This window comes from Paenibacillus sp. SRL342 (genome assembly GCF_984798905.1).
This window is the reverse complement of record NZ_OZ481790.1, coordinates 3,229,152-3,243,279: the sequence shown is the minus strand read 5'-3', so window position 1 is coordinate 3,243,279 and position 14,128 is coordinate 3,229,152. Positions and strand designations below refer to the sequence as shown.

At 44.9% G+C, this 14,128-nt stretch carries 9 protein-coding genes; 4 read left to right on the top strand and 5 right to left on the bottom strand.

Annotated elements, in window-relative coordinates:
* The 3 genes from AC4E8D_RS14290 to AC4E8D_RS14280 form a co-directional block, all read right to left on the bottom strand.
* A complete protein-coding gene (locus tag AC4E8D_RS14290; protein ID WP_449004495.1) occupies positions 1-1,749 on the bottom strand; it encodes a sensor histidine kinase in 1,749 nt (582 codons plus the stop codon).
* 82 nt (positions 1,750-1,831) lie between these two features.
* Positions 1,832-2,722, bottom strand: a complete 891-nt coding sequence (locus tag AC4E8D_RS14285; protein WP_127545810.1) for a carbohydrate ABC transporter permease — start codon at positions 2,720-2,722, stop codon at positions 1,832-1,834.
* 15 nt (positions 2,723-2,737) lie between these two features.
* Positions 2,738-3,643: an ABC transporter permease gene (locus AC4E8D_RS14280; RefSeq protein ID WP_221819504.1), complete on the bottom strand. Its 906-nt coding sequence runs from the start codon at positions 3,641-3,643 to the stop codon at positions 2,738-2,740.
* Positions 3,644-3,958: 315 nt separating this feature from the next.
* Here AC4E8D_RS14280 and AC4E8D_RS14275 point away from each other — a divergent pair, with 315 nt between their 5' ends.
* A complete protein-coding gene (locus tag AC4E8D_RS14275) occupies positions 3,959-4,624 on the top strand; it encodes a potassium channel family protein (protein ID WP_221819505.1) in 666 nt (221 codons plus the stop codon).
* Positions 4,608-6,005 (top strand): TrkH family potassium uptake protein, encoded by a 1,398-nt coding sequence (locus tag AC4E8D_RS14270; protein WP_221819506.1) that lies wholly within the window; start codon positions 4,608-4,610, stop codon positions 6,003-6,005. The genes AC4E8D_RS14275 and AC4E8D_RS14270 overlap by 17 nt, the downstream gene beginning before the upstream one ends.
* Before the next feature lie 138 nt (positions 6,006-6,143).
* On the opposite strand, the gene AC4E8D_RS14265 is transcribed toward AC4E8D_RS14270, so the two are convergent.
* Positions 6,144-9,881 carry an alpha-L-arabinofuranosidase C-terminal domain-containing protein gene (locus AC4E8D_RS14265; RefSeq protein ID WP_449004494.1) on the bottom strand — a complete coding sequence of 1,246 codons (3,738 nt, stop codon included), beginning with the start codon at positions 9,879-9,881 and terminating at the stop codon, positions 6,144-6,146.
* Positions 9,882-10,265: 384 nt separating this feature from the next.
* Between AC4E8D_RS14265 and abnB the strand changes: the two genes are divergently transcribed.
* Positions 10,266-12,683: an arabinan endo-1,5-alpha-L-arabinosidase AbnB gene (gene abnB / locus AC4E8D_RS14260; protein WP_490206389.1), complete on the top strand. Its 2,418-nt coding sequence runs from the start codon at positions 10,266-10,268 to the stop codon at positions 12,681-12,683.
* Positions 12,684-12,821: 138 nt separating this feature from the next.
* On the opposite strand, the gene AC4E8D_RS14255 is transcribed toward abnB, so the two are convergent.
* Complete coding sequence (locus tag AC4E8D_RS14255) at positions 12,822-13,376, bottom strand: helix-turn-helix domain-containing protein (RefSeq protein WP_221819509.1); 555 nt, start codon at positions 13,374-13,376, stop codon at positions 12,822-12,824.
* A gap of 131 nt (positions 13,377-13,507) precedes the next feature.
* Between AC4E8D_RS14255 and AC4E8D_RS14250 the strand changes: the two genes are divergently transcribed.
* Positions 13,508-14,089, top strand: a complete 582-nt coding sequence (locus tag AC4E8D_RS14250; protein WP_449004492.1) for a LysE family transporter — start codon at positions 13,508-13,510, stop codon at positions 14,087-14,089.
* Positions 14,090-14,128 lie beyond the last annotated feature (39 nt).

The following is a 14,128-nucleotide window of genomic DNA, read 5'->3' as shown; positions in this document are numbered from 1 at the left end:
CTACTCCCCTTTCCATGGAATCTTCACTATAATGCACAATCCACCGAGCTCACTTCGCTGTGCTGTAAGACCATAGACAGCCCCGAATTTGATTCTTAATCGCTGATTCACATTCATTAGCCCGGTTATCTCTTCGTTTCCATGTTTCCGATCTGTCTCTTCGAAGGAGGATTGCAAGTAATTCAATGTTGCGTCGGTTAACTGATCCCCGTCATCCTCGATGCGAATAGACAGGTTATCCTGATCCTTTTGGTACGAAACCTGTAGAATACCTCCCTTGCTACGTTTGGCTAGTGCATGCTCAAACACATTCTCTACGATCGGCTGAATCATGACTCTGGGAACAGAAATAACTCTGTACCTTGCATCCAGATCCTCCAATTCCAATTGAATCCTCGAACCAAACCGGATTTTTTGAATGGACGCATAGACCAGCGCATGGTCAATCTCAGCCCCCAACGATACTTCCGTATGAGAATCACGGGACATATACCTGAAATATTGACCCAGGTAGTCGGTGAATTCCTGAATGAGCTCCACATTCTCCACTTCAGCCATTTGTTTGATGCTGAATAGACTGTTGTATAGAAAGTGAGGTTGAATCTGGGATTGCAGGTGCTTCAGTTCCGCTTCACTTGTTCGAATCCGTGCAACATAATTCTCATCGATCAAAATATGTAAGCGCTCTATCATATGGTTGAATCGAGAGTATAAATAGCCGAATTCATCCCGTCTGGATGAAGGAATATGTACGCTTGTCTGGCCCTGCTCTGCCATCCTGAATCCTCGAATGAGCACCGCTAAGGGTTGGTGAATCGATCTGTAGATCGAAAACGAGAAGACAACAATGATCACAACCGACATGAAGGTCACCATCCATAACCATACGTTGTATTGTTCCAGCGGTGCGCTCAGCACATCTTGCGGAATAGTGGCTGTCAGCGTGAACGAGTGATCCTTATCATGTAACGAATAATAGAGATATGGATCAGATTGGAACTTCGTAACTTGCATGGACTCGGATGGTTCAGGTGAAACTGTTCGAATCGGGTTTACAGATGCTGGCTGCTCTGAAGAAGAGATCACTACATGTTGCTGTTCACCAAAACTCAGTGTAATCTCACTTTCACCCGTTTCCGACAGCTGCTGCAAACGGTGTTTCAGTTCTTCAGCAGACAAGCGTATCCCTAATATGAAATTAGGTGGCTCCTCATGGTTCATGTTATACGGATTACTTTTCAGGAAATAGAGATCGTTATTGGAATGCGATAATTCGCCATTCAGATTCCCCATCGTCGCGAGCAGATTCTTCCACTCGGTATCCTCTACGTCCCGAATCCCGTCCACCGCACTGACTCGTTTATGCAGAGCGGGAACATAATACACCACATCACTAATGTAGGGACTCGTCACCATAATCTGACCCAGCTTATTGTGAATGTTGTTCAGACTGGACGTGACTTCATATCTGCTCATAATCGCGGCTCGTGTACTTAGCGTGGACATGGGTTCATCAAATGAAAATTCGGTAACTAGTGCACTCATTCGCTCCAATTCGAATTGCAGATGATTATGGTAGAAGTACAATTTGGACTCATGTGCTTTCTCCACCTCCGTCTGCATTTGTTTGGAGCTGAGTTGCGTAATCATAATGCTTATCCCGTACAAGGGCAGAATGACCAGTACAAAAGCAATCATCAGTTTGACGACAATGGATGACTCTCTCCATCTCCCCTGGATGACTCTCAATATTCCATCTCCCCTCTCCTCAATAGCAAAAAAGGAGCCAGTAATCGGCTCCTTCCATCGATCGGTTTTCCTCCTATCGATCTTATCCCTTTACACTTCCGACGACAAGCCCATGAACGAAATACCGCTGCAGGAACGGATACACGAGCAGAATCGGAATAACGGACAAAAAGATCTGGGAAGCTTGGGTTGTTCTATCCGATACCTGACTTAAGAGCGTTGCATCCTCTAGCGTCATCATCTCGCTCTGAATCATCGTCACCTGCTGTAACATGGACTGAAGATATGTAGCCAGCGGATAGCCTTCCGGGCTCTTCATGTAGATCATGCCATCGAACCAGGCATTCCAGTGTCCCACCATGGCAAACAGCGTAATGGTCGCGATACTGGGAAGAGAAATAGGAAGATAGATGCTGCATAGGGTGCGGAAATGTCCTGCCCCATCCATCCAGGAAGCTTCTTCAAGCTCCTTCGGCAATCCCCGGAAAAAATTAAGCATTAGAAGTACATTGAAGATCGGAACGGCGCCCGGTAGAATCAAAGCCCAGATGGAATCCAACAGCCCCGCTTCCTTAACCACCAGGTAACCCGGGATCAATCCTCCACTGAATAACATGGTGAATACGAAGATCCAGGCATAGAACGTTCTTGAACGGAATTTGGCAGCCTCTTTGGAGAGCGGATAAGCTACGAGAATCGTGAAGATCAGATTGGTCGTAACCCCCAGAACGACACGAAGAAGGCTTGTGCCGAATGAGTTCAGGAATTGCTGATTTTCCAGAATGTATTGATAGGAGGACAACGTGAAATCGACAGGCCAGAATGTGACGCTTCCCGCTTTTACCGCATCACTTGAACTAAATGAAATCGCTAATATATTCACAATCGGGAACAGGCATAACAAGGCAAGAATCGTCAGGATGACGTAGTTAAACCCTAGAAACCACCGATAGGCTCTTGAAGCATGGTGCATGATTCTGCCTCCTTTCTAGAATATCCGATAATTCGCGAACCGATAGGCCAAGAAATAACCAAGTCCGATAAAAATGAAAGACACGACAGATTTGATCAGACCCAACGCTGTCGATACAGAATACTGAGCATCCTGCAATCCGATGCGGTAGATCATCGTATCCAGAATATCTCCTGATTCATATACCAATGGATTATAGAGGTTGAACACTTGGTCAAAGCCACCGTTAAGTACGTTACCCAGACTAAGCGTTACCATCAAAATGACGATCGGGCGAATGCCTGGCAGCGTGATATGCCATGTCTGCTTCCATCTTCCCGCACCATCCATAACAGAGGCCTCATACAGAGATTTATCAATATTAGTGAGGGCAGCCAGATAGATAATGGTCCCAAATCCGAATTCTTTCCATTGGTCTGTGATGACAAGTATGTAAGGGAACCACTCGTTACTGGCCAGGAATTGAATCGGGTCAATGCCCACGGCTTTCAGCAACATATTAACGATCCCGGTGCTTGGAGATAACACATCCACGATGATTCCCGCCAGAATAACCCATGAGAAAAAGTGAGGCATATAGATCACCGTCTGAATCGTTCGTTTAAATCCTGTCTTGCGAACCTCGTTGAGCAATAAGGCTACAAGTACCGGAATTACCAAGCCGGACACAATTTTCATCGTCGATATAAATACCGTATTCCATACAACCTGCGAGAACCCCGGCAGATCGAACAGATACCTGAAATTGTCCAAACCCACCCAATTTAGATTTTTGAATCCGGCAATGGGAGAGAAATTCTGAAAGGCAATAGAGAGACCTGCCATCGGAATGTAACCGAATACAATAATAATGAGCAGTCCAGGCAGAATCATAAGATGAAGCGGAACGTTTCGGATAAATTGTTTGTAGTTGGAACGCATAGCTGACTCCTCCTTCAACGTTTATTATAGGAGCAGCCAGATCACCGCAATAGTGTGGGCTATTTACTTTGGGTATCTTTTGTTGACTGCTTTCCACAGTTCAACAGCATATCCCAAAAAAGAAACGAATCAGTTGCAATTCTATTCTTGAGGCATTAGAATGAACTCTTTTGGAGATATGCATAGACATAGATATGTTGGACAGGGTTTGTTAACTACAATATGAAACCTTACAATCCTGTGTACGTAATGTAATATTTACCTATTAGGATATAGAGTAAACCGTTATTTATTTTGATTACAATGAGGGATATTATGAAAAAACAGTTTATGGTACTTGGTCTTGGACGATTCGGTTCAAGCTTGACACACACACTCATTAAAAATGGGCATGAAGTGCTCGCAGTAGACAAAAGCGAAACTCTTGTTCAGGAAATTTCAACGGTAGCAACCCATGCCGTACAAGCAGATTGTACTGACAAATCAGTCCTTATGGAGCTTGGGGCAAGCAACTTTTCACACGCCATTGTTGCGATCGGCGAAGATCTGCAAGCAAGTATACTGACCACTCTGTTATTGAAAGAACTTAATGTGCCCAAAGTAACAGCAAAGGCCAAAAATGATAACCACGGTAGTGTGCTTAGCAAGATCGGTGCGGATCAGATTGTTTACCCTGAACGTGACATGGCCACGAGACTCGGTAATCAGCTTAGTTCAGACAACATCATAGATTCCATTGAATTGTCTTCAGATTATAATCTGGTCGAGATCAAAGCTCCCTTAAGCATGAATCAGAAGACATTGCTAGAACTCAATATTCGGGCTGAATATGGATGTACCGTTATCGCCATCAAAACGGGGAATAACCTGAATATCTCGCCCATGGCGGAAGACACCGTCCGTGCGGGAGATATGCTCTTGTTAATAGGTAGTAACGATGACATTCGAAATCTGGAGAGTGATTATGAAACAAAGAGATAAACGCGTGACGGGAACTTCGGCTCTGACGAACATTGAATCGATTGTGAACAAGTTGAAAAATAATATGAGTCCTCCCCAACTCATCATGATGATCTTCTTCACTCTCATCTGGATCGGAGCCATATTGCTTGCACTGCCCATATCTTCAAGTACTGGGACTTCCATCGGTTTACTTGATGCCTTGTTCACAGCAACCTCTGCTATATGTGTAAATGGGCTGATTGTCTTGGATACAGGGAGTGTCTTTTCAACATTCGGACAGGTCATCATCATGATTTTGATTCAGGTTGGTGGACTGGGGTTCATGACACTAGGTGTAATGGTTGCCATTATTCTGGGGAAACGGATTGGCTTGAAACAGAGGCTTCTTATTCAACAAGCTACCAATACCTCCTCAGCTCAAGGTCTGGTTAAGCTATCCATGTATATTGTACTTATAGCCTTTGCTTTTGAAGCGCTGGCTACAGTGGTTCTTACATTGCGCTGGCAGAGCGATTTGGGATGGGGACAAGCTTTCTATTACGCCATATTCCATTCCATCTCTGCCTTCAATAATGCGGGTTTCTCTCTTTGGAGTGATAGCCTCACCCCATTTGTTGGTGACCCGATTGTTAATCTTACGGTCATTACACTCTTTATCATTGGCGGCCTGGGTTATATTGTGGTTGTGGATGTATTCCGCAAACGTTCATGGAGAAAGCTCTCTCTTCATTCAAAAATTGTGTTAATCGGTAGTTTTTCTCTTTACTTGATTGGATTCCTTACCATTTTTTTACTCGAGAGTTGGAATCCTTCAACGTTCGCTGATTTATCTTACAGTGAACGTATATGGGCTTCTCTATTTCAGGGCACCGCTCCTCGAAGCTCTGGATTCAATACCATTGACATTGGAAGTATGTTGGCCACATCTCAATTTTTCATTATTATTCTAATGTTCATTGGGGCTTCTTCCGGCGGAACAGGTGGAGGAATTAAAATCAATACTTTTGTGGTCCTTGTTCTTGCGACCATACAAACATTTCGGGGCGGCGGACAGATTCATGCTTTTGAGCGTAAAATTGCAGAAGAAACAGTAATGCGTGCACTCGCTGTTGTCTTAAGTTCTCTCGCCTTTGTGCTAGGGATCTCCATTCTTCTCTCCATATCCGAAGGCATTCTTGAAAATCATTTTCTGGATGTTCTGTTTGAAGCCACTTCAGCATTTAGCACCACAGGACTCTCGATGGGTCTGACAAGTGAGTTGAGTGTTGCCGGTAAAATTATAGTCTCTATTACGATGTTTGCAGGACGATTGGGACCATTAACTCTGGCTTTTGCACTGGCTCAGAAGAAACGCACATCCAAAATCGGTTATGCAGAGGACCATGTCCTTATTGGTTAACATACCGTACTAAGGACATGTTAATCCTTTTGTGGAAAAGTAATTGTTTTTTAGTTCAAAACAAGTTCCATAGCAAAACGCCCCCTTATCGCAAACGACAGATGTCTGCTTAAGGGGGCCTTTATTTATATATTTTGCTTACAGAAGATCCATAATAAGAACATTTACCGAATGAGCTGACAAACCAACGATCACTGATTCACCATTCAATTTTATCTTCTGTTCTTGGGGAACCACTTTCTCATCATTCTTCTGATTTACATTCGGAATATGCACCAAATGATCTTCTCCAGTAAGTGTGATCAATCTGGCTGAAGCATCAACCTTCAGATCCTGAAGGCAAATCCGGGTTGATTTATCCACGCCATCTGCATTCACCAGTTTCACATACACATGCCGTGCGTCCTTTGTAACAGAGTGGAATACTTCCCGGTTGTAAGCTTCCAGCTTGTAATCCAGAACCTTGCTGATATTGCGACCGTCTGTATAGGAGCAGATCAGATTCTTTCCTGTATCTCCACCATAGTTAACCGTGATTGTGTAATCGGTCCCATTCTCGAGTGGTTCATAGTTGGCCGCTCTCAGGTTACCCGCTGCCGAACTGGATGAATAGTCTCCCAAGGTATAACCCTCAATCCCTTGTTTGTACACCTTCACCGCTGTGGCACTTCCCCCGTAACTGATTGCGTACTCAATGACATCCTTGTTCTCGGACGAGATATCTGTCAGTCCCACGCCGATGTAAAAACCATCCTCACCTGAAATTCTTTCAGCCTCAACCTGCACCTTGTAGTTAGTCCATTCGTCATTCAACAGGTACAATCCATTCAATCCACTTGATTGTGCCTTCAAAATGAGTCCTTTTCCTTCGGCCAACGTGTATCCTTCCGATCCGGGAATCTGGTTCCATGCCTTACTAAGCTCTGTACGTTCCCTGAAATCTTCCTCTAGCAATATGGTGCCATCCACATTGGACGTGACCGTGACTCGTTTCACCACGATGTCTGCATGACCTGTTGCAATCTCGATGCCGCCACGCGGAATGAGATGCAGGGGTTTGCCTTTGCTATAGGTGGAGAATGAAGTCTCGAGCACCTGATCTCCTACATATTTTGCAAAAAGCTGCTGTACATAATAATTCGGTGTATACCATACCGTTTCATCATCAAACCAGATGCAGTCCGGCGTCCAGCGGTAGGTACCGTCCGTTAGTACTTTGTTGAACAATGGCGCATAGGCAGCCAAACGAACAACGTCTGCATTATTTTCAAATCCGGTCATGATCGCAGCTTCTGCGACCGCTCCTGCCAGCGTGTTTTTGTCCGTGGAAGCATATTCTCCCACAAATACTTTGGATGTTTCTTTCCAATCGATACTTCCGTCTTCAAGATAGGCCCGGTCATAGTAGTTGTATCGATCTACGTTATTCAGCAAATATTCATTGGAGCGGTAGTAGTGCTCATCTGCAATGGTGTCCATATAATTGTCCTGATTCTCATACCAGGTTACCGTCTCCTCAATCACCTCAGTACCATCGGCAAAAGCCACTTGAGCTGATCCGGTCAGATTTCCGCTGAGGAACTTCCATCCTTCCTGATACGCATCATCATCCGCCTGAGCACCAACCGTCGAGATAATATGCAGCTCATGATCAGGATAGTTCTGTTTCATGTACTCATCTATCGAACGTTTGAATACTTCGAAGTTGGCAAAAAATTCAGTGCCCCAGTTCTCATTGCCTACGCCCAGATAACGAAGATCAAACGGTTCAGGATGTCCCATCTGGCTTCGTACCGCTGCCCATTCGTTGTGTTCAAAGTCTGTACTGAGCGCAAAGTCAATCAGATCTGTAAAGTTGCGGATATAATAATCCCTTAAAGCGCCACCCGCAGGGTGAGCATAATCCGAGCGTGCCTGACACAACACACCGCAAGCCATGACTGGAACCGGAGCGGCATTCAGATCTTCCGCCAGTTGGAAGTACTCCATATAACCGAGGCCCATCGTCATCATGTAACCCCAGACATTATAATTCTCTTTGCGGAGCTCAACCGGACCCACAGAATCCTTCCAGTCGTATACGTTGTCCCAAATAAATGATCCTTCCGAGATACATCCTCCCGGAAAACGCAAGAACTTCGGATGCAGATCTGCCAGTGCCTGGATTAGATCTTTTCTCAATCGATAGTTCGGATTACCTGTGTAGTTGGCATGTGCCGTAGCCGATATTCCCTCTTCTGTCGGATCAGCTCCCCATACATTCTGAGGGACTAAGGACACCATATCGATCGAGATGTCACCTGCAAACGTAAGTGCCAGTTGACCAAGTACAGTCTCCGTTCCAATCAGAGACAAACCGTATTTCTTCCAAGTGTTCCCGCCTTCAACATGCAGCGTTACCGAATCACTGATGGATATGTCCCTTCCATCCTGCAATTGAACGGTGATTGTTCCTGCCGATTCTGCTTTTGCCCATACGGTAAAGTCATAGGATTCACCCTGCTTGATGGACATGGCACAATGCTGGTTGGAGTCGGAGAATCCACGATTTCGAATCGTTGCCCCATCCTGAACCGTTACATAATAAGCATTTACTTCAGGGTCTTCCACGTTAAAATGAACGTTTAGTCCATCCGTATGTTGTACGAGCATTTTCTCCGTATCGCCTGACCAGGCAAACAAAGGTTCACGATTTCGACCTGTCGAACAACCACATTCTCCAGAGTCATGCGAGTACGTATCAAATGCAAAAGATTCAAATGATCGATTCTGGACAAGCTCCGCATAGATTCCGCCATCTGCCGCATTGTTAATATCCTCGTAGAACAGCCCATACATGACTTCACTGATATCAGCTACCTTCTGATCTCCATGGATGGTGACCGTATAAGGCGGGAGATGCGCGGGCACAACAGACACGTCAAAGCGTTGACTCTGCTCACTATCACCTCTGTTCAGAAGCGCACGGAGCGTAACCTCTTGTGCCGATGTGATTGCCTGGACCTCTCCGTTCTCGGTCAGGACTTCCGGATTACTGGAACTCCATTCAACACACACTTTACCACCCAACAAGTGTGCCGGCAGTGACACATCCTTGGTGATGATTCGGTTGGGGAAGGACAAGTACTTGTCCGCCGCAAGCTTCACAATCGCTTCATCTGTCAGTGATTCACACATGACTTCAATGACTTCATCCATGGTAAGCGCTGCTTGGTAGATCCGAAAGTCGGATAACGAACCTGCAAAGTCCACATCCGCTGCATACTGGGAACGTGCAATATAATTCTGGCTATAATTCTCAGAATCGGTGAAAGAGTCAAACCATTCGCGTAATTTGGCATAATTGCCACTGGACGTCTGACTGATCGATCCATCTGCCGCCTTCTCCCCGTTCACATATACAATTGGCCCTGCACTGCTCAAAGTCCCCCCGTGGCTGCCTGTTACAGAGAGTGCAATATGTATCCATTCTCCACTTGCAACTCCCCGGCTTGGGTGGACAACCAGATTATCACCAGCATATAACGTACCCAAGAGCTGACGTGTCAAAAATAAATACGGTCCCTTCTCCCCTTTACCAAAGTCAAAAATGCGTTCCCACACATTAGACCCCTTGCCCAGAAACACCCAAGCGGCAATCGTAATCCCTGTGTTATCGCTTACATCCCGAAGCAGATCCGAAGGTAATTGCAGATAAGAAGTTCCATTCGCTCCCCCGTTGAAAGTTACCGCCGATCTGCCTTTCACCTCGGATACCACAGGTAGGATTTCACCTTTGGCTATACCATCATGTCCCTTACCGGAACTGTCCTTTCCGATCTGAACGGTATCTTCGAACGTGTATTGTGTGATTAATTGATTTTGATATGTGCTCATGTTTTTACCTCCTATGTAGTTGGGAATTGTCGGTTTACGCTTTTGATTCGTATTAATATAAAATGATTGATAAATAGTTAAACACATTACTTAAACGTAATAATATCGCATCATTGATCCCAATTTCAATCCTAAATTTGAGAAAGACGACTGGTTTATTTGAATGTAATGAGCTGTATCGGCTCTTCCCGTCTCTCTTTAATTATTCATTTTAGTCTTATAAACATTATATTTATGGTTTACAAACATATAAACCAATTGATAATATAACAAATGAAAGCGCTTGATTTATGAGTTGTTCCAAAGGAGGGCTGCCAAACCTTATATCGTGTGTTGCCAAGTATCGGCTAATTTTTCATTCCGGAAATAGGAAAGGGGAAACGTATGAAACGTTATTGGGTACGCGTACTTAACATTTCTGTACTAAGCACCGCATTAATTACTGCAACAACTTTGGCGCCGGTCTCGGTGTTTGCAAATGCTTCAGGGACAACTGTGGGTGACTCGCAGACCTCCACCACCTCTATCGCAACTCCTGCTCCATCATTCAAAAATGTTTCCGTTCATGACCCTTCTGTCATTAAAGTGGATGATACGTTTTATATTTTTGGATCTCATCTGCAAGTAGCCAAGTCCAAAGACTTTTTGAACTGGGATTTGGTCGCATCCGGCGTTACAGATAACAATCCTGTTGTCCCCAATGTAACCAAGGAATTCGCTGAAGCGCTGGAATGGGCGCAGACGGATACGTTATGGGCGGCAGATGTCATTCAGCTTGCGGACGGCAAATTTTATATGTACTACAATGCTTGTAAAGGGGACTCCCCGCGATCAGCGCTCGGCATTGCTGTCGCAGACAACATCGAAGGGCCTTATAAGGATCAAGGCATTCTGTTGAAATCCGGCATGTGGGATCAGATCAGTGAGGATGGTACCATTTACGATGCAACGATTCATCCCAATGTGGTTGATCCGGATGTCTTTTATGATAAAAACGGCAAGTTATGGATGGTGTATGGCTCATACTCCGGGGGGATTTTCATTCTGGAGATGGATGCAACGACAGGCAAACCACTGCCGAATCAAGGTTATGGCAAAAAGCTGACCGGAGGCAATCATAGCCGTATTGAAGCACCTTACATGCTCTACAGTCCCGAAACCGATTATTATTATCTGTACCTGTCTTACGGTGGACTAGGTGCTGATGGAGGATACAACATTCGTGTTGCTCGCTCCCAAACACCGGATGGGCCTTTCCTCGATGCGGAAGGAAACGATATGATCAACGTTAAAGCTGACAAGGATAAACCATTGTTTGATGATCGTTCTATTGAGCCTTTTGGAGTCAAATTAATGGGGAACTTCCTGTTCGAGAGACAGATCGGTGATCCGGGCACAGGCCTAGGTAGCGGCTATGTATCGCCAGGACATAACTCTGCTTATGTTGATCCGGAGACTGGCAAACAGTTTCTTATCTTCCATACCCGCTTTCCAGGGCGTGGCGAAGAGCATGAAGTTCGCGTACATGAGATGCATATGAATGCAGATGGTTGGCCCGTTGTTTCTCCATATCGCTATGCGGCTTTGGGAGAGGATACAACGCAACTGACAACTCAGGATATCGCTGGTCAGTACCAATGGGTGAATCATGGTAAGGACATCACGGCGGACATTAAGTCATCCCAGACCGCTCAGTTCACGGCAGATGGGCAGATTCATGGTGCCGTGACAGGAACTTGGAGTCTTGACGCAGACAACAAGGTTCAGATCACTTCGAATAACGTTGTGTACAAAGGCGTTTTCACACATGAATGGAACTCGGAATCTCAAAGTACGGTTCTGACCTTTAGCGCCCTCTCCTCCTCCGGAATTGCCATCTGGGGAAGTCAAGGTGTTGAACGGAGTGATCAGGACATTGTAGATGCGGTGAAAAAGGACCTGAGCATCAGCAATACGGATCACGTGTTCTTCAATCTGTCTCTGCCTACCAAGGGAACAAGTGATGCAGACATTACGTGGAAAAGCTCCAACACTTCGGCTCTATCCGCTACAGGTGTAGTGCAGCGACCACGCACTGGTAAGGGCGATGCCAGCGTGAAATTAACAGCAACGATTCGTAAAGGAACTGCGGTAAGCTCCAAAACGTTTAACGTTATCATTCCACAGCAAGCGGTAAGCCCATTGCTCGGGGAGTATACTTTTGAACACAAGAAACTTGCCAAAGTCGCACAGGATTCCAGTAAAAACAAATATCACGGACAAGCCTTTAATGTGGTCAGTTCTACTGCTGGTGGCAAAAATCAGGCTGCCACATTTAACGGAACCGACAGTTACATTCAGTTACCTGGACTCATTACAGATACAACGGATTTCACGTTTAGCGCCTGGATCAATTGGGACGGTGGCGGGTCTTGGCAGCGTATTTTCGACTTTGGAAATGGCTTGACGAGGCATATGTTCCTTACTCCCTCCCAACATAATGGGGCATTACAATTCACCATCCATAATGAGGGACGGGATCAGAGCCTGATTGCAGCAAATCCACTGCCTGTTAAAGAGTGGGTTCATGTCGCTGTAACCCTTCAGGGCGATGTAGGAACTCTGTATGTAAATGGTACATCGGTTGCAAGCAGCTCTGAGATTACTTTTAACCCGAAAGATCTGCAGGTAACGGAAGCTTATGTAGGCAAGAGTCGTTATACGGCTGATCCGTTCTACAAAGGCAGTCTGGATAACGTAAGAGTGTATGATAAAGCTTTAACAGCCAAGGAAATCCAGCGTCAGGCCAAAGAAAAGCCTTAACTCAGAGTCCCCTATCGCGAGCGGTTGGGCTCCATCATAGTGCACACATCAATAAAGCAGCCAATGTATTGAACCGAACCCTTTGTGAGACACGACTAACAAAGGAGTTTCAGTTCATTACATCAGGCTGCTTTATTGTCACTTTGAATAATGAATAACCATGTTCAATCTGTTCGACTTAGCACCGGAGTTAATGTAGGCATGGGGCTTGTCTGCACGGAAACGGATCGACTCCCCTTGGTTCACCATATATTCTTCCGTCCCTACCCGAATCGTAACTTCTCCTTCAAAGACAGTAATAAATTCTTCCGTACCTTCGATATGCGGCTCAGCACTTAAAGAAGATTCCATATCCATATCCATCATGTACATTTCAAAGCGACGTCCTTCTTCAAAAGGAAAATGCGGATATATTCGAACCCTCCCCTCGTCTTCCATCAATACTTGAATATCATCGCCCGTTACAACGGTAGTATCTGACTTCGGCTCGTGAATCAAAGCAGTAAAGGAGGTTTTCAGGCCATTAGCAATCTTCCACACGGTTGCAATGGATGGATTGGATTCACCACGCTCAATCTGACCAAGCATGGTCTTGCTAATACCAGACATTTCGGCGACCTTGTCCAGACTGAGTTTTCTTTGTTCCCTAAGCTGTTTCAGGTTCTGAGCAAGAATACTATTAATGTTTTTCAAAATCCATCCTCCTCATTTTATATTTATGTGTTGTGCTTTATAACGTACATATTGTACAATAATAAAGACCGTACGTTATAACGTACATTTCAGTTCATTATATCACACAACTAAGAAAACGTGGAGGAACCATGAATATCATACCTTTAGTGACCTATGCAATCATTGCTTCATTTACACCCGGACCCAACAATATCATTTCCATGACACATGCCAGAAATCAGGGGTTCCTCAAGACCCTTCCTTTTATTAGTGGAGTTGCAGCTGGCTGCCTGCTTATTATGTTTCTGTCCAGTTATTTCAACCTTATTCTTCATCAATACATTCCTAGAATCACACCTGTCTTGAACGTCTTAGGATGTGTGTATATGCTCTATCTGGCACTCAAAATCATGCGAAGTAAACCTGCAGATTCGCAAGACAACAAGGTCAATCATTATTCATTTCTATTTGGGTTCACCCTACAATTCATCAATCCCAAAGTCATTCTGTATGGGCTTACTGCCATATCCGTTTTTGTTCTGCCTCTTGGGCAGTCCCATGTTCATTTAATCGTATTTGCCTTGCTGCTCACCTTCATCGGTATTAGTGCCAATATGACCTGGGCGTTCGGTGGTATGTTATTCCAGAGCTTTTTATTAAGATACGAGCGTCCTGTTAATATCGTCATGGGTATGTTGTTAATTTACAGTGCACTATCGATCCTGATGTAAAATGCAATAGAAAAAGCGTCCACTCATTCGATGAGCTGA

Excerpts from the sequence above, each read along its gene's own strand:
- AC4E8D_RS14285 (WP_127545810.1), bottom strand. The coding sequence starts at position 2,722 with ATGCACCATGCTTCAAGAGCCTATCGGTGGTTTCTAGGGTTTAACTAC.
- AC4E8D_RS14280 (WP_221819504.1), bottom strand. The coding sequence starts at position 3,643 with ATGCGTTCCAACTACAAACAATTTATCCGAAACGTTCCGCTTCATCTT.
- AC4E8D_RS14275 (WP_221819505.1), top strand. The coding sequence starts at position 3,959 with ATGAAAAAACAGTTTATGGTACTTGGTCTTGGACGATTCGGTTCAAGC.
- AC4E8D_RS14270 (WP_221819506.1), top strand. The coding sequence starts at position 4,608 with ATGAAACAAAGAGATAAACGCGTGACGGGAACTTCGGCTCTGACGAAC.
- AC4E8D_RS14265 (WP_449004494.1), bottom strand. The coding sequence starts at position 9,881 with ATGAGCACATATCAAAATCAATTAATCACACAATACACGTTCGAAGAT.
- abnB (WP_490206389.1), top strand. The coding sequence starts at position 10,266 with ATGAAACGTTATTGGGTACGCGTACTTAACATTTCTGTACTAAGCACC.
- AC4E8D_RS14250 (WP_449004492.1), top strand. The coding sequence starts at position 13,508 with ATGAATATCATACCTTTAGTGACCTATGCAATCATTGCTTCATTTACA.